Annotated in this window: 18 protein-coding genes; 8 read left to right on the forward strand and 10 right to left on the reverse strand. The window is 68.3% G+C overall.

The genetic code is table 11. The features are described 5' to 3' along the window. Positions 1–103: 103 nt before the first annotated feature. The 4 genes from ABD743_RS01740 to ABD743_RS01755 form a co-directional block, all read right to left on the reverse strand. Positions 104–439 carry a transcriptional regulator gene (locus ABD743_RS01740; RefSeq protein WP_344718040.1) on the reverse strand — a complete coding sequence of 112 codons (336 nt, stop codon included), beginning with the start codon at positions 437–439 and terminating at the stop codon, positions 104–106. Continuing rightward, a complete protein-coding gene (locus ABD743_RS01745) occupies positions 436–1,161 on the reverse strand; it encodes a hypothetical protein (RefSeq protein ID WP_344718042.1) in 726 nt (241 codons plus the stop codon). Before ABD743_RS01745 ends, ABD743_RS01740 begins: the two co-directional genes overlap by 4 nt. Positions 1,162–1,238: 77 nt before the next feature. Next, positions 1,239–2,261, reverse strand: a complete 1,023-nt coding sequence (locus ABD743_RS01750; protein ID WP_344718044.1) for a helix-turn-helix transcriptional regulator — start codon at positions 2,259–2,261, stop codon at positions 1,239–1,241. Positions 2,262–2,370: 109 nt separating this feature from the next. Next, positions 2,371–5,133, reverse strand: a complete 2,763-nt coding sequence (locus ABD743_RS01755) for a hypothetical protein (protein ID WP_344718046.1) — start codon at positions 5,131–5,133, stop codon at positions 2,371–2,373. Between the two features lie 224 nt (positions 5,134–5,357). On the opposite strand from ABD743_RS01755, the gene ABD743_RS01760 reads away from it, so the two are divergent. Further along, positions 5,358–6,245 (forward strand): alpha/beta fold hydrolase, encoded by an 888-nt coding sequence (locus ABD743_RS01760; RefSeq protein WP_344718048.1) that lies wholly within the window; start codon positions 5,358–5,360, stop codon positions 6,243–6,245. Positions 6,246–6,315: 70 nt separating this feature from the next. Here ABD743_RS01760 and ABD743_RS01765 read toward each other — a convergent pair whose 3' ends face one another. The 4 genes from ABD743_RS01765 to ABD743_RS01780 all read right to left on the reverse strand — a co-directional run bounded on the left by ABD743_RS01765 (position 6,316) and on the right by ABD743_RS01780 (position 9,826). Then, positions 6,316–6,909 (reverse strand): cytochrome b, encoded by a 594-nt coding sequence (locus ABD743_RS01765; protein ID WP_344718050.1) that lies wholly within the window; start codon positions 6,907–6,909, stop codon positions 6,316–6,318. Beyond that, entirely contained in the window at positions 6,899–8,056 is a 1,158-nt protein-coding gene (locus ABD743_RS01770) for a catalase family peroxidase (protein WP_344718052.1), read from the reverse strand. Before ABD743_RS01770 ends, ABD743_RS01765 begins: the two co-directional genes overlap by 11 nt. Positions 8,057–8,293: 237 nt before the next feature. Beyond that, positions 8,294–9,298, reverse strand: a complete 1,005-nt coding sequence (locus ABD743_RS01775; protein WP_344718054.1) for a TRM11 family SAM-dependent methyltransferase — start codon at positions 9,296–9,298, stop codon at positions 8,294–8,296. A gap of 240 nt (positions 9,299–9,538) precedes the next feature. Next, positions 9,539–9,826, reverse strand: coding sequence for a hypothetical protein (locus ABD743_RS01780; protein WP_344718056.1), 288 nt, complete (start codon positions 9,824–9,826; stop codon positions 9,539–9,541). A 471-nt stretch (positions 9,827–10,297) separates the two neighbouring features. Between ABD743_RS01780 and ABD743_RS01785 the strand changes: the two genes are divergently transcribed. Together ABD743_RS01785 and ABD743_RS01790 are read left to right on the forward strand one after the other, a co-directional pair. Then, positions 10,298–11,236: a helix-turn-helix domain-containing protein gene (locus ABD743_RS01785; protein WP_344718058.1), complete on the forward strand. Its 939-nt coding sequence runs from the start codon at positions 10,298–10,300 to the stop codon at positions 11,234–11,236. 112 nt (positions 11,237–11,348) lie between these two features. Then, positions 11,349–11,564 carry a DUF397 domain-containing protein gene (locus ABD743_RS01790; protein ID WP_344718060.1) on the forward strand — a complete coding sequence of 72 codons (216 nt, stop codon included), beginning with the start codon at positions 11,349–11,351 and terminating at the stop codon, positions 11,562–11,564. A 22-nt stretch (positions 11,565–11,586) separates the two neighbouring features. Here the strand turns inward: ABD743_RS01790 and ABD743_RS01795 are convergent, their stop codons facing one another. Next, positions 11,587–13,017, reverse strand: a complete 1,431-nt coding sequence (locus ABD743_RS01795; protein WP_344718062.1) for an MFS transporter — start codon at positions 13,015–13,017, stop codon at positions 11,587–11,589. 311 nt (positions 13,018–13,328) lie between these two features. On the opposite strand from ABD743_RS01795, the gene ABD743_RS01800 reads away from it, so the two are divergent. From ABD743_RS01800 to ABD743_RS01820, 5 genes are all read left to right on the forward strand, one after another. Further along, entirely contained in the window at positions 13,329–14,153 is an 825-nt protein-coding gene (locus ABD743_RS01800) for a YmdB family metallophosphoesterase (protein ID WP_344718064.1), read from the forward strand. A gap of 1,279 nt (positions 14,154–15,432) precedes the next feature. Further along, the gene (locus tag ABD743_RS01805; protein WP_344718066.1) at positions 15,433–15,861 is read left to right on the forward strand and encodes a VOC family protein; all 429 of its coding nucleotides are present in this window, start codon (positions 15,433–15,435) and stop codon (positions 15,859–15,861) included. A 260-nt stretch (positions 15,862–16,121) separates the two neighbouring features. Continuing rightward, entirely contained in the window at positions 16,122–17,450 is a 1,329-nt protein-coding gene (locus tag ABD743_RS01810; protein ID WP_344718068.1) for a ferredoxin reductase family protein, read from the forward strand. A 58-nt stretch (positions 17,451–17,508) separates the two neighbouring features. Continuing rightward, positions 17,509–17,634 (forward strand): hypothetical protein, encoded by a 126-nt coding sequence (locus ABD743_RS01815; RefSeq protein ID WP_344718070.1) that lies wholly within the window; start codon positions 17,509–17,511, stop codon positions 17,632–17,634. Further along, positions 17,631–18,857 (forward strand): serine hydrolase domain-containing protein, encoded by a 1,227-nt coding sequence (locus tag ABD743_RS01820; RefSeq protein WP_344718072.1) that lies wholly within the window; start codon positions 17,631–17,633, stop codon positions 18,855–18,857. Before ABD743_RS01815 ends, ABD743_RS01820 begins: the two co-directional genes overlap by 4 nt. A gap of 15 nt (positions 18,858–18,872) precedes the next feature. Here the strand turns inward: ABD743_RS01820 and ABD743_RS01825 are convergent, their stop codons facing one another. Beyond that, complete coding sequence (locus ABD743_RS01825; RefSeq protein ID WP_344718073.1) at positions 18,873–19,361, reverse strand: SixA phosphatase family protein; 489 nt, start codon at positions 19,359–19,361, stop codon at positions 18,873–18,875. Positions 19,362–19,385 lie beyond the last annotated feature (24 nt).

A 19,385-nucleotide genomic window follows, 5' to 3' on the forward strand; every position in this document is an offset into this window, starting at 1 on the left:
CCGGACAGAAACATCGCCAGGGGACACTCCTATCGGGGCAATCGCGTCGACTGATCGGGCTCGGCGGAGGGGGCCGGTGCACGATTCGACGGCGACCTCGCTCTCAGGAGGGCTCGGAGGCCGGGTCCGCCGCTGGGGCCTCCTCGACCTGGCGGATGAGTCGTTTGAGCTGGGAGATCTCCTCGTACAGGGCTGTCTTGCCGGTGGCGGTCAGGTGGATCCAGGTGCGTCCGCGTTTGCCCTCGTAGCCTTTCTCGATCTCCACCAGCCCGGCCTTCTCCAGTACGGACAGGTGTTGGGAGAGGTTGCCGGTGGTCAGGTCCAATGTGGTCCGCAGAAAGCCGAACTCCACTCGCCGGGCTTCGTGGGCGACGGCGAGGATGCCCAGCCGGACGCGCTGGTGAACGACGTCGTCGAGTCCGTTCGCGGGATGGGTCATACCCGGCGCCGTTCGGCCAGTGCGAAGCCGACGCCGCCGAGGAGCAGCACACCGCCGGCGACGACCAGGCTCGGCAGGAAGCTCCACGTCGGGGCCAGGCCCCAGCCGGCGTTCAGACCCAGCCTCCGGGTACCGATCCCACAGGCCAGGAGCGCGACCACCAGATAGCCGACGGCGAACGCCAGTAGCGGCCAGTTGCGTTCCACCCAGGACAGCACGAACAGCGCCAGGCTGATGGAGATCAGCGGGACCAGGCCGACAGCGACCGGACCGGCCGGGAAGTAGCCCACCAGGTCGAGTTGCTGGGCCCAGGCCGAGGCCACACCGAAGACCAGTCCGGCGACGATTCCCGACCCCACGTACGGCAGGACGCGGGCGCCGACTCCACGGCGGCTGGCCCGGTACGCGTAGAAGGCTGCGATCGCCACGTACGCCAGCACGAAGGCGACGATCCAGTAGACCCCGACGGGCCAGCCGACGACCTGGATGCAGGCACCCCCGCTGATGATCTCCACGCCGCCGCGGGCGCCCAGGGCCGGATCGCATGTGACGACGTATCGCCCCAAACGGTAGAAGGGCGCTGCTGCGACGACCACCAGGCCGAGCAGCACGAGCGGGAACCAGGTACTGCGCTGCGCGCGGCGGACACGTCGGGTGAGTTGCCGGGTGGTCGAGAGCATCTGTCGGGCGGCATCCACGGAGGCAGCCGATCGGTCTGTCATGGCAGCAGGTTTGCATCACAAGCAGATTTTTGCAACACGCCAGAATGTCGGGGGTGAGACCCCGCAGTGAGACATCGTCAGGTCGCACCCGAGTTGACCCCGCCGAACCCTTGGCGAGGGCGGTTTGCTCGGCGTGGAGGCATTTCCTGCGTCAGGTCTGCGGGACCGAATCCGGCGTGGCAGCGCTCACGCCGCCAGCCGGCCGGTGTCATCCCGTACTGCCGCCGGAACGCCCGATCGAACCCGCTGAGGTCGTGAAACCCGACGGCATTCGCAATGTCGGACACCCTGAGCCAGCAGTGCCTCGGGTCGGACAACATCGCCCGTGCCGCGAGCAGCCGCTGCTCGCGAAGGTAGGCACCCGGCGTCGTCCCGATCCGTTCGAACAGCGTGTACGCCCGACGGACCGACACATGGTGGCGCCGCGCCAGCTCCTCCACACGCAGGTTCGGGTCGGCCAGGTGATCTCGGACGTACACGAGCATCATCTCGAGCAACACCGCCTCGGGGCCTTCCCCGCCCAGCACGGAGGGTGTGGCGTCCCGCAACACCATCGCCAGCAGATCGAGCGCGGCCTGCCCGGCGTCGATTCGCTGCGGCGCCGTGAGATCGTCGGCAACCGCGAACAGCCGATCCAGGTAGCCGGCGAGTATCTGCATGGCCGGGGCAGCGGAGGCCATGCTTCGCGCACAGGCTTCGGTGATCTCCCCGGTGCGGAGCGGGAGCAGCGCGCGGGAGAAACGCAAGGTCAGGGTCTGACTCTCGGTCGGCGAGACCCGCTCCCACGAACTGCGCGCCTCCGACAGCACTCCGGCATCGGCCGTCAGCTCGACGAGGCGGTCCTGCTGGTGGACATAGCCGCGCCCACCCAGATGTATGCAGAAGAGCATCGTGTCGTCGCTCGGTGCCCTGGCTACCATCCGGGCGGTCCGGACCACCGACATCTGCCCCCAGTGCGATCGAGACACAGTCACGGCCTCGCCCAGCTCGTGCACCGTCACCCGCCCGCGATAGTCGGTACGCGTCCGGGTGATCACCGGCATGAAGAACTCACGGGCGACCCGTTCCAACTCCTCACCGGAGTACTCGAGGATCTGCACGGCTCCGACGCTAGTCCAGCCATCTGCCCAGGTAGGGGCCTTCATTCGTTGATCAGAGCCTTGGGCAGGGTCCCAGAAACGATGCTCGTCGCCGCAGCGGACAGCGAGCTCACGAGTCGAACGGACACCACGGCTGGGTGAGGGGATCGCCCCGACCCGCGCAGACGATGTTGTCCTGCGCAGTCGGACCGCCGCCCGTGAAGCGGATCACCGTGATCGGCTTGTCGATCGGCACCCGTCGTCCGACGGTGCCGCCGAAGTCGATCGGCCCGGTCACGCCCAGGTATCTACGTTGGGCGCCCGCTGCGTCGGTCACCGACATCAGCGCCGACCACACCGTCCCGCCGTCGATGGCCACACCGTCGCGCGCCAGATAGCTCACGGCGAGGATCGCCGTGTAGGCCGCGTCGTGATTGAGCGCCGCGTGCCCGTCGAGCGAGCGACCGCGGTCGGACGTCTGTTCGTAGGGAAACATCGAGTTCAACCGGGCATAGAAGTCGCTCGACTCCGACGGCGGCGTGCTGAGCAGCTCCGGAGCCGTCGCGAAGGACAGGTACTCGAACGGCACGGCGGTGTTCGTGCTGCTGATGTTGCGGTCGGCCACGTAGCGGGTCACGTCGTCGTTCGCGAGGATGTACGGCGGCCGGTCCCGGCATCGGTTGCTGACCCCGTTGACGAACGCCGGGTAGTCCGGGAGTCCCCGTGCCGCGTACAGGACGACGCCGTCGAAGTCGCAGGCGTCGCGGCCGGCGACCACCGCGTCGCTGACGTGACGGTCGCCGGCCGCCGCGCCCTGGCTGGTTCCACCGGGAGTGAAGGTCACCGTCTCGACGTCGAAGCCACGTGAGCCGAAGCTCGCCGTGAAGTCTGCCGCGAGGTTCTGGCTGTAGAGGTCCTCCGCGTCGTCGGACAGGTAGATGCGGGCCTGGCGGGTCAGCGGACGCTCGACCCGGCCGGCTGTGACCAGCTGGTCGGCGTAGGCGGCCGCGACGTCGGCCTCTCGCCGGTTCTGGGGAGCGATCTGGAAGTAGAGCTTGCTCTCCTCGACCAGGGAGTCGGCGCTGAGCGTGGCGGAGACGGTGGGAAGTCCGGCTGCGCCGAGCGCCGCGATCGTGTCGGCAGTGGTCTGCCTGCTCTCGCTGAGCCCGACCACGGCCACGATGCTCGGGTCGGTGCGCGCCATCGCGCCGAGCTGCTGCGCGACCTCTGTGCCGTGGCGCATCCCCGGACCGGCGTTGGCGATCAGTACGCGAACGATCGGCTCGTACTGCTGCTCCGGCTTCGTCAGCTGCACGGCCTGCGCCACCGCCATGCCGGCCAGCTGCTCACGTTCGGCCGTCAGCACGTCACTGCCCGATGTGGACGGCGCGGTGAGGGATCCGAGGAACACCAGCGTGACGAATGGGCGCTCGGGCTGGTCCTCACGGAGCTCGAGAGCCGCATTGTTCTGCCGCAGGATCGTGGTGCGGACCTCGTCGAAGACCTCGACGTCGGGCAGCACATGCGGATTGCTCCCGTCGGTGACGCCGATACAGACGTCGCCGTCCACCCGCCTGACGTCCGAGGCCGTCGACTCGACCCCCAGCCATGTGAACCCGTCGCCGCAGGTGCTCGCACTGTGCGCCATGCCCGCCTGCCAGTAGCTGCCCGACGCGAGGATCAGGATCGTGGAGACCACCAGAATCGAGGCCCGTCTCGTGCGTAGCGCAGGCCGCGATGGGCGTCTCAGGGTGATCCGCTGGGGCGGAATCACCGGCTTCTCGGCGCGCCCGGGGATGTTGACGATGACGATCCACGCCCGGACGTCGCGTTTGCGTCGTCGCTGGAGCATCCCCTTCCTCCACTCGGCCAGGGCCGCCGGCGCGGCGGCCGCCGGGCGGCCCTGCGCGTCGGGTGCCGGCTGTGGGTTCTCGGCGAGGGGAGGCACCCGCGTGCTGGTGGTGACCAGCAGGAGGGGGTCGAACGACCCCGTCTCGTTGCGCACCGCGCTCACGGTGCGCAGGAGCGCGTAGCCGCCGTTCGTGCGGGTGATGCCGTCCAGGAGCACGACCGGGCACGTCGTGCGGTAGCGGCGCGTCCACCCGCCGCCGCGAAAGGACTCCCGCAGATCCTCGAGGAATGCGTTGACCATCAGCCGCAGAACCTGCTCGGGATTCTCCGTCTGCCACTCCCCCTCCGTCAGGCGCTCGGCCATCCCGACGAAGCTGCGGAACTGTCCGGGCGCCATGTTGGGCTGGCGCAGGAACCAGCGATACCGCCTGCCGAATCCGGGTATGCGGCCGCTCTGGCGGGCCCGGAAGTAGAACGGCGTGAGGAGCACTCCCAGCAACCGCAACCAGATCGGCAACGCCTCGGAGACGACCCCCTCCGGGACGGCGATCGACCACAGAGCCCGTTCGCGCAGTCGCACCCGCAGCTCGCGGAGCCGCTGCTCCGTTTCCGGGTTTCCCTCGAAGGTCTGTGCCATCGACCAGGTGACGAGCCGGAAGCGCGGAAAGCGGTAGGCGCCGCCCTGATCGCGCGCCAACTGGTTGGCGGCGTCGACCAGGATGCCGCGCACGGCGACGACGTCGGCCGGGGTGAGCGGTACGAGGTCCCGGTCGGCCGGATGCGTGGGTGCGGGGTCGGGTCCGCAGGAGACCACGGCGTACGGGACGTGGCGCCGTCCGTCCCTCGACGTCAGCCGGTCCGCGATCGACCGCAGCAGGCCGGGATCCTCGTGGAGCCGCGGCTGTACGCACGCGATGATCGGCCGGGTGCGACTCCGCGATTCCGTGCGGCGAGGACGGCAGTAGATCTCGTCCAGCATCGTGATGAGCGCGTCGAATCCCTCGAACTGCTCGAAGCGCGGAGACTCCTGCTGCTGGTCCATGTGGTCCTCTCGCAGATCGTTACCGTGCCGACTCGAGCTGCAGCGAGTCCGTCCGTCCTGGAGCGCCTCATGATCATCACTGCGCTCTGGTCAAGATCGTCGAAGGAACCTACACAGTTACAGACCAACGGGAGGGTTGGGACGCACCCGGACCATTCGGATCCCGGCATGGCGCATCCTCGAAGCAGGGACTGTCAGCTGTCCCCGGTTACGAAGGAGCCCCTATGAGCGTGCCTCTGCCATCCACCTTCACCACCCGCACGATCGACGCCGACGGCGTCGGCATCCACACCGCGGTCGCCGGCGACGGCCCGCCCGTCCTGTTCCTGCACGGCTACCCACAGACCCACCTCATCTGGCACGAGGTGGCACCCGCCCTCGCGGAAACGCACACCGTCGTGCTCACGGACCTGCGGGGCTACGGCGACAGCGCCCACCCGGACCCGGTCACCGACGACGTCTACGCGAAACGGGCGATGGCCCACGACCAACTGCTCGTCATGCAGGCGCTCGGGTTCGACCGGTTCGCCGTGGTCGGGCACGACCGCGGTGCACGGGTCGGGCACCGGCTCGCGCTCGACGCGCCCGAAGCCGTGCGCGGGCTCGCCGTGCTCGACATCGTCCCGACCCGGTACACGTTCGCCCACGTCGATGCGACCTTCGGCCTGGGCTATTACCACTGGTTCTTCCTCGCCACGGGCAACGGGATCCCGGAGCACCTGCTCGGGCAGGACCCCGAGTTCTGGATCCGCACCCGGATGACCGCGCGGCAGGCGAACGGACGGGGCTTCGACGAGAACGCCGTCCGTGAGTACGTGCGGTGCTTCTCCGATCCCGCCGTGATCGCGGCGACCTGCGCCGACTACCGCGCCGGCGCAGGCGTGGACCTGCTCCACGACGACGCCGACGCCGATGCGGGGCGCCGCGTGAGCTGCCCGCTACTGGCGCTCTGGGGGGAACACAGCTTCGTCGGACGCACCTACGACGTCCTGCAGGTCTGGCGCGAGTACGCCGACGACGTGCGCGGCACCGCCGTCCCGTCGGACCACTACCTGCCCGAGGAGGCACCCACCGAGGTCACGAGCGCGCTGCGGGAGTTCCTCGCACCTTGATCGCCGCGAGATCGGGATGTGCGCCCTGGCAAGGGCCGAAACGCGGATCTCGCGGTGATCACCCCGCACCTCACGACACGGGCTGCTCTTCCTCGACCATCGCGCTCGCAGAACTCGACGCACGCCAGAAGGCCATCCGGTCGAGCACCCGGTTCCGGAACACGATGGTGTGCAGCAGCACGCCGGCCAGGTGCGCCGCGAACACCAGGTACAGCAGGTACGCCGCGACGATATGAGCGCGCAGCAGGTCGGCGAACAGGGTGACGTTCTGTGGCGCGATGTCCGGCAGGTACAGCGATCCGAAATGCACGATCGGCTCACCGGACGCGGACACCATCGCCCAGCCGATCAGCGGCTGAACCAGCAGCAACACGTAGAGCAGCCGCTCCGAGTACTTCGCGGCCAGCCGGTCGATTCGGCTCATCCCGGGCGGGAACGGCGGCGGCACGTGCGTCAGCCGCCAGCAGATCCGCGCCAGCACGAAAACGAGGATCGCGATGCCCAGCGGCTCGTGAATGGTGACCAGAAATCGGAAGTCGGCGATCGAGGTCACCATGAACACACCGATGAACAGAATGGCGATCACCATCACCGCCATCGTCCAGTGCAACGTCCGCGCGACAACGGTGAACCGCGTCGGAACCGGCGCCTGCTCAGTTCTCATGATTCACCTTTTCGACGTCGGCCCGGCTCGGCTGCGGCGGCGTGACGGTGACCTCGCTCGGGGAATGGGGTTCGCCGGTCCTGCGCTGGTAGGACTGCGCGTACACGGCGGACCGCGCGGCGAGCAGCGGGTCGTCGGACAGCGCGATCCCGTCGGGCAGCACGGTCGGGTCGAAGTTGACGTCCCGCGCGTTGCCGGGCGCCTCGGTCTGCAGCGAGTGGATCGTGAGCGTGCCCACGTCGACCTGGCGCCGGTCGGCAGGCCACGGCGTGGTGGCGTCGTTCGTCGGGTCGCCGGGTTGACCGACCGTGATCAGGAACCGCCAGCGCATCGCCCCCTGCGCCAACTTGTCGATCAGTGCGTCGAAGAGGTAGTCCTTGCCGGGCGCATGCGCAGCGTCCGACACCGTCTGGATCGGCCCCTCCGGCATCATCGTCCAGCGCACCGGCACGGTGATGCCCGCGGAGTTGGTGAAGCGGAATGCGTTCAGGCCGTGGTACGGGCTGTTGTAGAGGCCGGTCGACGGGGGCGTCTTGCTGATCACCGCCATGGCACGCGCGGTCTCCGGGTACTTCGACAGGAACGCTGCGACCTTCGCCGGGTCGGGCTGGCCCGTGCTCGGCACCGGTTTCGTGGCCAGCAGCCGCTCGTAGAAGCCCTGCGGAACGCGGTCGGTGAACACCGGCACGTTCACCATCGCGGTGCGCCACTGCTCACCCCCCGCCATGTGGAACAGCACACCGAGCCCCCGGACCGCGGCGTTGGTGTCGGCGGCGGCGGGCATCCCACCGGAGATCGAGAAGCGGGCCGTGACGGGAGTGGTACCCATCTGGAAGACGGTCGCCTTCGACAGGGCGGTGCCGGCGCCGTTGCTGGTGAACAGCCCGGTGGCGCTGACGCCCTTGGCATGGTTGCGGCGAAACCCGTCGTGCTTGCCGAACACCTGCTCGAAACGGTCGACGAACCGGGACGTCGTGAGGGTGTCGGGCGTGAACCAGCCACCGGCGCCGAGGAAGGCACCGACGTTGACCGCACTGATTCCGCCGACGGCCGCGAGCCCGAGCAGCATGGTGCGCCGGCTCAGCGGCGTGCGGCCGGTCGGAGGCTCCTCGCCCGGTGGAGCCGGTGGCTCCGTCCCACCGTCCATCCGCTCTCCTTTCCTGCCTTCCCCAGCAATTCTCGAATCGCGACCGAAAGTGCTTTTCGCGCGTTTTCCGCGCCCACCACAACTCTACGTACACGCCCACCAGGGAACGTCGGACCGCGGGCCACCTTGTCCAATTGTTAAGAATTGGCCCGCCGACCTTGATCGCTCACTGCACACACCCGGTGACCGCCGCACACATGGCAGGACGTCTGTGCGGCGGCCATCCGGTATGTGCGGTCACCCCAGGACGAGGACGACCAGGTGGGTTCCGGCCAGTGCCACCGGGATCCGGCGAGCCACCTGGAAGTCCGCCGGGGTGGCGTGGCCCTCCGGGATCAGGACCACCGCCGTTCCACCTGGCTCCAGTACCCGGCGGATCTCTCGACCGAGCAGATCGGGCCTCCGGGCCAGAAGTCCCGACGGTTCGACCACCCGGCCCCACGGCGGGTTCAGCAGTACGCGCTTGACGGAGGCGGTCGCGACGGGGAGAGCGGCCGCGTCGGCGCGAGCCCACCGCACAGGCGTGCCCTCCCCGTTCCGAGCGGCGGCGGTGAGCGCCCCGGCATCGAGGTCCACACCCATCGCCACCGCTCCCGCGTGGGCCGCCTCGATCGCAAGGGTTCCTGCTCCGCAGCACGGGTCGAGCACGCGCTCGCCCGCCGCGGCCCCGGCAAGGGCGACCATCGCCGCCGCCAGCGGCGGATGCAGCGTCCCGGGCACGCCCGCGACCTTCCAGGTACGCCGATGCAACGGCCGCGCCCCGACCCGAACGGCCACCGTCGCGCGATCACCGACGACCGTCACCCGCCAGGTCAGACCGCCCTCCGGCGGGCGGGCACCCGAGCGTCGCGAGTGATAGCGCAGTCCCAGCCGGCGGGCCAGCACCGTGCCGACGGCGTCCTCCACATCGAACCGGCTGAACGACCTGCGCCCCAAAAACGATGCCGAGACGTCGACCGATCCACCTGGCGGCCCACCGCACCGAGCCCGCAGCGCCAACGCCGCGCTCAGATCCGCGGCCGCGACCGCCCGCGCCAGCCGCGCGAGGTCAACCCGAGTCCGCCCGATCCCGTCGACCTCCACGCCGACGACGAACACGTCATCAGCCGTGGCCAACGCCGTGACGTCGGGGGCGGCCGTCTCCGACGTGACGAACCAGACCTCCCGATGCCCGGTGGCCACCACCTCCCCCAACCCCCGCCTGCCGATCTCGACGGCCACCAGGTCTTCGATTCCACGCACGCTTCGCGCCACAAGGCACGCCCCAGCACGCACTGCCCATCTCCCACGCCGCGACCCGGGGCGGCCACAAGCCGTCCCGCATCGCCCACGGCGGGGTGCTCCCCGTCGACCGCAGGCGGGTCAGTGGCGTCGGAAGAAGAAACTCATCGGGCGGGAAACTAGATCAGCCGAGCAGGCTGCGCGACCGGATAACGGGGCAGCGTGAGTGCGATCCCTTATTTCCTCTCCGATGACGGACGATCAGACCGGCTGTTCCGGATCCAGCGCCTCCAGCCGGGCCAGTGCTTCTTCGCGGCCCAGCTGGAGCTCTTCCCGGTAATCGAGGCGACGTTCCCGGCGGTCGAGCTGCTCCTCGCGCATCTCGATTGCGAGCTCACGCTGGTCGAGCTCGCGGGCTCGGTCTTCAACCTCGCGACGCACCACTGCGACCCGGCCCCACGCAGCCTGGAGAGTGCGCGACTCGAGGATGCCGAGCACGATCGCGAGTCCCACCATGATGAGCCCGCCGACCACCACAACCACGAGCATTCCGACCACCCGACCCTGTGAGAGGAGGACCAGACCTGCCCTGCAACATCATGTTACGTTCCGATCATCCGATCTGCAATTTCAGATCGCAAGCTCGTGCCAGTCGCAGGTGACGGACCTCGTGATCGCCACTCGCCGTGCGAGATACGTAGCGACCGTGTGAAGGACGGTAGCGGCCGAGTGACAGGAGACCCCCGGGATAGCGGGACCTCATGCGCGTTGACTAGGCTGTCTAGGTGATCGGGCGTCCGACGCCCGCAGGGCACGCGGTCGGGAGTAGCGGGCTACCGCGGCCAGGTCCACCTCGACCTGGCCAGCCGCACTCCAGCCCGCAAGCCCTCGGGTAACACGTTCGATTCATCAGCGATAGTGAGGTCGTCTGTCGGCCCTTGCGGGTCGACATTGCATAGTGCGGTTCAGCCGACGGCCGGTACGGCCGCGGCGGGCCGAGCGTAGGTGGAAGGACTGCGGGTGGGCGCTGACGGCAGGGACGGCCGCGAGCAGATCGACGCTGTCCCGGGCCTGAGCCCTACCGCCGCGCGCAGGCGGTTGGGCACGGCGCTGCGTGAACTACGGGAGAGCACACAGCTCACTCTCGACGACGCGGGCAAGCCTCTGCAGCGGTCGGCGGCGACGATCAGCCGGCTCGAGAACGGCAAGGTGAAGCCTCGACTCATCGATGTCGGAGTGCTGCTGGATCTCTATGCCGACCGCCGTCCCGACGTCGTCACGGAGGATCAACGGAGTCGAGTACTCGAACTCGCGACCGAGAGCCGCCGGGAAGCGTGGTTCAGTCCGTTCCGCGATGTGCTGGCCGGGTCGATGATCTCCGACCACGTGCGTCGTTACGTCGAGTTCGAGACGGACGCGTCGCGTATCGAGTCGTACGAGCCGGACGTGGTCCCTGGGCTGCTCCAGACGGAGAGCTACATCCGGGCCATCGCGGAGAGGTACTACGAGGAGAACACACCGGAGCAACACAAGCGGTTCGTCCAGTTCCGCCTCGCCCGTCAGAACGTATTGAGACGACGCGAGGAGCCGCTGCAGCTGCATGTCGTGCTGGGCGAGTTGGTGCTCCGGCGAGTGATCGGCGGCCCTGAGGTCATGCGTGAGCAGCTGTCGGCCATCGCTGACCAGCTCCGGAACGGCCTCCCCAACGTGACGATCCAGGTTGCCCCAGGCGCCCTGCTCACACGCGGCGCGATCGGCGGCCCGTTCGTCGTCATGTCCTTCGCGGACAGCCAGGACGACGACCTGATCTACCTCGAGGGGCGCTCCGGCGCCGAGTACCTGCAGGGCACTGACTATCTCACCGAATACCGAACTCTCTTCCATGAGCTCGCGTCCTCGGCTCTCGATCGCGAAGCGTCCCTGGCAATGATCGAGGAGGTGGTCAAGACACTGGAGTAGGTCACCTCCAACCATCCCCACCACGTTGACATCCGGCAAGCGCTTCCCGCCAACCGGATGCGGGATCGTCTGTGCCAAGTAGACTCTCCTCACCCATGTGAGGAGGCCTTGCGTGCCGGATTCGGAGACACCCGAGGAAGAGCTGTTCATCCGCAGCTCCTTTTCCACCGGAGGAAACTGCGTCGAGGTCGCGAGTCGCGACGACCGCGTGGTGGTGCGCCACAGCCGACATCGGGAGCAGGGCACCCTGGTGTTCTCGCAGTCCGAGTGGACAGCCTTCGTTCTCGGGGTGAAGCACGGCGAGTTCGACTACCCCTCGCCGAAGTAGCTCGCCCAGTGGCCAGGTTGTCTCAGGCCGGCTCCAACTCCGGTGCGCGCAGGTCGCCTTCCAGCTGGGCACTGGCGGCGTCCAGCGGCACACCGGATGGGTCGCGCAGCACCAAGGTCGCGAGTATCGCCAGCACGAAGCACGCACCCGCGAGCAATGTGGTGACCCTCAGTCCGTAGGCGCTCAGCACCAGCGGGGCGACGAGAGCACCGATGAACGCGCCCACTTTGCCGAGGCTGGAAGAGATCCCGTGGCCGGTGCTCCGCGCCGCCGTCGGATAACACTCGGCGCTCAGCAGGATCAGGCCCGGATTCGGGCCGAATGCGGAACCGAACAGGGACAGCCCGAAAACTACCGCGAATGGCGCCACCGTATCCGTCAGGCCCGGGATCAATGTGATCAGCAGCATCGATGCGGCACACAGACAGAGCCCCGAGATCTGCAGGGTGGTGCGCCGCATCCGGTCGATCACGGCGAGCCCGACCAGGGCGCCGGTCACTCCGAAGCAGATCACCAGCAGGGCGTTGATCGCCACGTTGGTCACGTTGTCGGTTGCCGGCGAAATGCTCTTGATCAGCAGCGGCTGGCTCACCGAGTTGCCGTAGGACGCCACGTCGTAGAAGAACCAGCTCACACCAGTGCCCACGAGCGTGATGAGAAAGATCTTGTTCCGCAGCATGTCGCTCAATGAGAGCTTGACGCGGGCGTGGCGAGAGACCGTGCCGACGTCGCGTCGCTCGGAGAACACGGAGAGATCATTGGCCGCCCGCTCTCGATCCCCGGCCACCCGCAACGTCCAGCGCGGCGATTCGGGCATGTGCCTACGGTTCCAGAGCACGACGATGGACGGAATCGCGCCGAAACCGAGGATGAATCGCCACGCCAGGTCGGATGGCGTGCCCGCCGCCAGAATGAGCAACGACACGAGGTATGCCGTCATCTGTCCGAGCACGTAGAACGCGAACGACAGCCCCACCAACCGGCCTCGATTGAAGCGGTTCGCGTACTCCGTCATGATCACGCTCGAAGCGGGGTAGTCGCCCCCGATGCCCAGGCCGAGGATGAACCGGGCTACCAGCAGCCACGCGAAGTTGGGTGAGACGGCGGAGAGCAGCGCGCCGACCACCATGATCGCGGCTTCGAGCCCGTAGATCCGGCGTCGGCCGAGCAGGTCGCCCAACCGTCCGAACAGGAACGCGCCGATCGCGGTGGCGAGCAACGCAGAGCTACTGGCCAGCGCCACCTGGCCCGCGTCGAGCCCGAACTGTGGTCTCACCAGCAACATCACGGTGCCGATGACGTTGAGATCGTAGGCATCGGTGAAGAAGCCCGCGCCCGCCGTGATCGCCGCTCTGAAATGGAACAAGCTCAGTGGCGCATCGTCCAGTGCTTCCTCGATCGGATCGGATATCAGCGGCACCGCCGCCCTGTCACGGCGGGCTGATCGCATCATCTGCAGCTCCATACGCCAGGCACAACTCGGCCGGGGCCAACAATCCAAGACGCCCTTCGCCGGAAATGCCGACCAGGCATGGCACGCCGGTGAATTCCGAGGAAACGCTACCGACCCACGCACGGACAACTCGACCCGGTTCCCCGGAGTGGCCGAGGCCATACTGTGTGAATGACTATATATGACAGAAGCCGCCGGTTGCGCCTACGGTAGATCTGATCATCAGAACGTCTCATCGGTCCGTTGTCCACGGTTCGTCCAGATCAGCAGCCTCGTCGTGAACCAGCTCGACAACGAGAAAGGAGTCGCTCATGCCGCGCGTGCTTTTTCTGGGGGACGTGGTCGGACCTGATGCGGTCGATTACGTCTGCGAGCGGATTCCGAAGCTCCGCCGGGATCGCCGGGCAGACCTCGTCGTGGTCAACGCCGAGAATGCACTGCGCAGCGGCCCGCAGATCCGCACGGGATTCGGCATGAGCCAGGACGTCGTGCGACGGCTCGTCGAGTCCGGTGTGGACGTCATCACCAGCGGGAACCACGCCTGGGACGGCGACGTCGCCGAGGTGGAACGGGTCCTGGCGCATCCCCGCGTGCTTCGACCGGTGAACATGCCCGCCGGGGTTCCCGGCAAGGGCACGATCGCGCTGTGCGTCCGCGGCCACACGATCACGGTGGTCAACATGATGAGTAAATCCGCGGTGGTCGAGGCCCAGCCAATGTTCCAGCGCTGGCTCGACTACCCGGGGCGCGTCGACCCGCTCTGGCCGGCCTGGGAGGCCGTCGATCGGCAGGGCGCCACCATCGTCGACTTCCACGGCCTGGTGATCAGCGAGAAGCAAGCGTTCGCCTACGCGGTGGACGGGCAGGCGGCCGCCGTGCTGGGCACCCACACCCACGAGGCCACCCACCATCTGCACCTGCTCCCCCACGGCACGGCTCTGGTCACCGACGTGGGGATGACCGGAAGGCTCGGCGGCGTCACCGGCATCGCCCCGGCGCACTGGGTGGCCACCTTGCGGGGCGAAGACGTCACCGACCTCCCGCCCTACGAACTCGCCGACGGCCCCATGACGCTCGGCGCGGTCGTGGTGACGATCGACGGAAACCGGTCCACGGCGATCGAGCGGGTCAACTGATGGTGATCAGCAGGTCGGCGAGCGTGGACGCTGTCCTCCAGGGACGCCCGGCGCCGTCTCCCGGAAAGTCAGGGCGAGCGCGCCGCCAACCCGATGGTGATCAACGTTTGGGGCCGCACGACTGCATCCCACACGGTTCCCGGCCCCGATTTGCTGATCATGGAAGCCAGGGCGCCGCCTCCCAGCGAGCACCGGCTCACCGCGAGCAATGATCGCCGGCCACACAGCCGGGTAGCACCCGGTTCCCGGTCCCCAAATGCCGATCATGGACCGGCACCAGGTCGGCCGCCCAGCACGGCGATGGACGACCCGGCCAACCCGAGCAAGCGCCCGGCACGGTTGCCGCTCCCGGCCTGCCAATCATGGACACCGGAGGGGCCGTCTCGGCGGGTCGCCAGCTCGCCGATACCGATGATCACCATTTGGGGCCACACAGCCGGGCAGCACCCGGTTCCCGACCCCCAAATGCCGATCATGGACGGACACCGGGGCCGATCACCCAGCACGGCAGGGGCCGACCTGTCCGCCTCCCGACTGTGATCATCGTTTGCGGCCCCACAACCGCGCCCTCCACGGCCCCCGGTCCCAACCTGTCGATCATGGACAGCAAGGAGCCCGTCTCCCGGCAAGGCAGGGCCGACCCGCCCTCCCATCGATGACGATCAGCCTTTGGGACCACACACCCCGCGTCCCAGCACGGCCTCCGGTCCCGACTTGCCGATCGCGAAAGCCAACGGAGCCGCCTCCCGGCGAGCGCCGGCTCACAGCCAGCAATGATCGTCATTTGGGGCCCCACAGCCGGGTACCGCTCGGTCGCCAGTCCCCAAATGCCGATCATGTGCGGGTCGCTAGGCCGGGCCGCCAGCCAAGCAGGGGCCATCCCTCGCCTCCCGACCGTGATCATCGTTTAAGGCCCCATAGCCGGGTAGCGCCCGGTTGCCGGTCCCCAAATGCCGATCATGGACGGGCACCAGGCCGGCCGCCCGGTGCAGGAGCCGACCCGCCAGCCCGGCGATGATCATCGTTTGGGACCACGCACCCGCGTCCAGCACGGTTGCCGGTCCCGACTTGCCGATCATGAGCGGGGAACCCGGGCGGCTTCCCGGCAGGCAGGTGCCGGCCCCGCCTCCCACGAAGATCCCCACAGCCGCTTCCGGCACGGTCGCGAGAATCGATTCCCAACCGAGCGCCGGCCTCCGGCGATCATCTCGACGCACAACCGCCTCCCTCGAGCCTCGGGCCACCGATGAGTCCGCGATGGCCACGGGGTCTACCTGTCATGGGGACGAGAACTGGAGAATCCACAACGCCGCTGGCCAACGGCCGCGTCGCCACGAGACTCCCGGCGCAGGATCTCGACCGGGCGCGGGCGTTCTATGCGGAGAAGCTGGGCCTCGAGCCGGCGGAGGAGCGGCCGGGCGGGCTGCTGTACCACTGCGCGGAGGGGAGTTTCGCGCTGTTCGCCTCCTCGGGAGCCCCGTCGGGCTCGCACACGCAGATGGCGTGGAGTGTCGACGACATCGAGACGACGGTCGGCGAGCTGCGGTCGCGCGGCGTCGCGTTCGAGGAGGTGGGCCTGCCTGGCACGACCGCCGACGGGATCACCACGGTCTCGGGCAACTACCCGAGCAAGGGCACCGGCGAACGGGGTGTCTGGTTCCGCGACAGCGAAGGCAACATGCTCGGTATCGGGCAGTCGATCAGCTGACGGGCGCCCCGGCGGCACGAGCGGCGTCGGCGCGCTCTCATGTACGACGCAGCACGCGGCCAACGGTCTGTCGACGGCGGCGCACAGCGCCCGGCGACCGACCTTAAGGGGAGATACGGCCATTCGGCGCAGTAACTGCCGCCCAAATGGATCATCGTCCTCCCATTCGTCGACGCGAATGCACCGCGCGGCACACCGTTCGCAACCTGGATTCTCAGGTTCCGTGTGCCGGGAGCGGCGCGAAGTTAGCGTCCCGCGCCGTGAAGCGAGTGGTGGTCCGTGCGGCGTGGGTGACGGCCTTCGTGGCGCTGCCCCTGGTCCCTCTGATCCTCCTGATCGGCGTCCGCGCCGAGCTCGAGTTGGAGGTCTCGGTGGCGCTGGGGCTGGGAGCGCTCTCGGCCCTGTTCGGCGCGATCGTGGTGGCGTCCCGATTGCGATCGCTCACCAGAGGGCTCGGGATGGAGCAGCTTCTGGTGGTGCACCGCTACATCGGCTTGGTGCTGCTCGCTCTCGTGCTGGCCCACGTCGCCGTGGTGGTGCTCGCCAACCCTGCCCGCAACATCAAGTACCTCGACCTCGTGCACGCCTCACCTGGCATGCGTGCCGCCACCATCTCGACCCTCGCGCTGATCCTGCTCGCCCTGACCGCCCTGTTGCGCCGCCGGCTGCGGCTGCCCTACCAGGTGTGGCGGATCGCGCACCTGATCCTCACCGCGACGACCGTCGGCGGCGCCGCGCTGCACGTCGTCCTCCGGAACAACCTCGTCCACGAGGACGGGACGCGCACCTGGTTCGTCGCTCTCATCGGAGCGCTGGTCGTCATCCTCCTCGTGCGATGGTGCTTGCGTCCGTTGCTGGCGGAGCGCGGCGGATTCCGTGTGCGAGGCATCCGCCCTGAGTCCGACGACGTGAGCACGCTCGTGCTCGCACCCACCGGCTGGCGCCGCAGTTCCCGCCGCGACGCGCTGGCGTTCGCCCCTGGTCAGTTCGCCTGGCTGCGTCTGCGGCGCTGGGGCCTGCTCAGCGACCATCCGTTCACCATCGCATCGGGCGCCCGCGCCGACGGCACCCTGGAATTCACCGTCCGCCACATCGGCGACTACACCCGGACGCTCGGCCGTCTGCGGCCCGGCACCCGGGTCTTCCTGGACGGGCCGCACGGCTCGTTCAGCGTCGACCACATGCGCTCCACCGGGCTCGTCCTGCTCGCCGGCGGGGTCGGCATCACCCCGATGATGAGCATGCTGCGCACCCTCGCCGACCGCGGCGACCTGCGTCCCCATCGGCTGCTGGTCAGCGGCCGCTCCCCCGACGACCTGTTGTTCGCCGAGGAGCTGGAGGACCTCAAGGCGCGGCTTCACCTCACGGTCGTGCCGACCCTCACCCAGCCCTACCCGGGCTGGACAGGTGCTATCGGCCGGATCGACGCGGAGATGCTCTCCACGGTGCTGCCGGGCTCGTTCCGCCGCAACCAGCTCGACTACTTCCTCTGCGGTTCCGGCTCGTTCGTCAACGGCATGATCACCACGCTCGACGATATCGGCATCCCTCGCCAGCGGATCCACACCGAGCAGTTCGACACGGTCTGATCATCTCAGCGAACGGACCGGAATTCAGGCCACCCGACAACCGGGAAATCATGCCGGAATGGGTGACGGACGTTTCGGCATCGGTTCCTTGCAGCATGATGGCGCCGTGGAGCTGCGCGACCAATTGATCGTCGAAGGCTCATTCTTCGACTGTTCCACCCCGACGGTCGGGGTGCTGCTATGACCGGGCGACTGCTGATCTGGGCCGTGATCTCACTCGCCGCGGTGCTCGTGCTGGCCACCTCGGCCTGCGGAAGCGGCGGGGGCACAGCGACCGGACCGAGCCCCGAAGCGCCGGCCTCCGACCTCGGCACGAGACTGCGTCCGATCATCACCGAAGCGATGAGGGACATGTCCGTCCCGGGGGCGGTTGTCCTGGTCCGTACTCCGGCCGGCCAGTACCTGGAGGCGTTCGGCACCCGCAGGGTCCGAACCGACGATCCGGTGCAGGTCGGTGACCATTTCCGGATCGGTTCGAACACGAAGACGATGACCGGCACGGTGGTGCTGCAGCTGGTGCAGGAAGGCCGGATCGGGCTGTCGGACCCGGTGGCGAAGTACCAGCCGGAGGTGCCGAACGGTGCCGAGATCACCATCGCGCAGATGCTCGACATGCGCAGCGGGCTGTACAACTACACCGAACTCGAATCGGTCAACCGCACGATGGACGAGGATCCCGACAAGGTCTGGCAGCCCCAGGAGCTTGTCGCTCTCGCCCTGGCCCAGCCGCCCTATTTCGCACCCGGCCAGGGCTTTCATTACTCGAACACCAACACCGTGTTGCTCGGGATGATCATCGAACAGATCACCGGGCGAAAGCTCGAGGACGTTTTCCGGGAACGGATCTTCACCCCACTCGGACTGCAGAACACGGTGTTCCCCCCGCTCACATCGAGCTCCATCCTCGACCCGCACCCGCAGGGCTACCTGTTCGGCACGAACGTCTCCACGCTGGCCGATCCCGCACTACCTCCCGATCAGCAGGCCGCCGCCCGCGAGGGCACCCTTGCGCCCACCGACGTCACCGACGTCAACCCGTCGTGGGCTTGGGCGGCAGGCGCGGCGATCTCCTCGGCGGAGGACCTCGCCACCTACGTGAAACCGCTCGTCACGGGTGGTCTGCTCGATGCGGCGACGCAGAAACAGCGCATCGACAGCCTCCCGCCGACTCCCGCGAACGGGAACGAGGACGGAAACGGGAACGCGAACAGCGCCTCGTACGGACTGGCCCTGGCCAGGTTCGGACCGATGATCGGCCACGACGGCTCATTGCCCGGATACCAGTCGTTCATGGGCTACGACCCCGACGGCGACACCACGCTGATCGTGCTCACCAACCTGCAGGCCGCGCCCGACGGCGCCCAGCCGGCGAACGAGATCGCCAAACGCATCATCGCCCAGCTCTGACTGACGACGAGCCCGTCATCCGCGGGGCGTGACGTGCTCGACGAGCTCGGCCCCACCCGGCCTCACGTCTGCCCAGGAGCCGGGCACGTTCAGCACCGCGATCGCCGACGTCTTCATCTCCGGCGATTTCCCGGTGAGCAGTTCGATGAGGTCGGCGACGCCCGGGTTGTGCCCGACGAGGACCGCAGGCCCGGCGCCGTCGGGAAGGTCCCTGACAACGGCGAGCAGCTTCTTGACCGACCCCTCGTAGATCCGTTCGTCGAAGACCGGGTCGGGCGCCTTGTCGAGTTCGTCGGCCACCAGAGCCCAGGTCTCGCGGGTCCGGGCCGCGGGCGAACACACGACCGCCCTCGGGCGGCCGATCCGCTTCCGCAGCCAGCGGCCCACCGCGGGCGCGTCCCGGCGGCCCCGTTTGTTCAGTGGCCTCTTCTCGTCGGGCACGCCGTCGGGCCACGCCGACTTCGCGTGCCGGACGATCACCAGACGGTGGGAGTCGTCAGCCATGTCGCACAACCTGTACCAGCAGTT

Origin of the sequence: Pseudonocardia yunnanensis (assembly GCF_039534065.1) — a bacterium.
In the GTDB taxonomy this organism is placed as follows: Bacteria; Actinomycetota; Actinomycetes; order Mycobacteriales; family Pseudonocardiaceae; genus Pseudonocardia; species Pseudonocardia yunnanensis.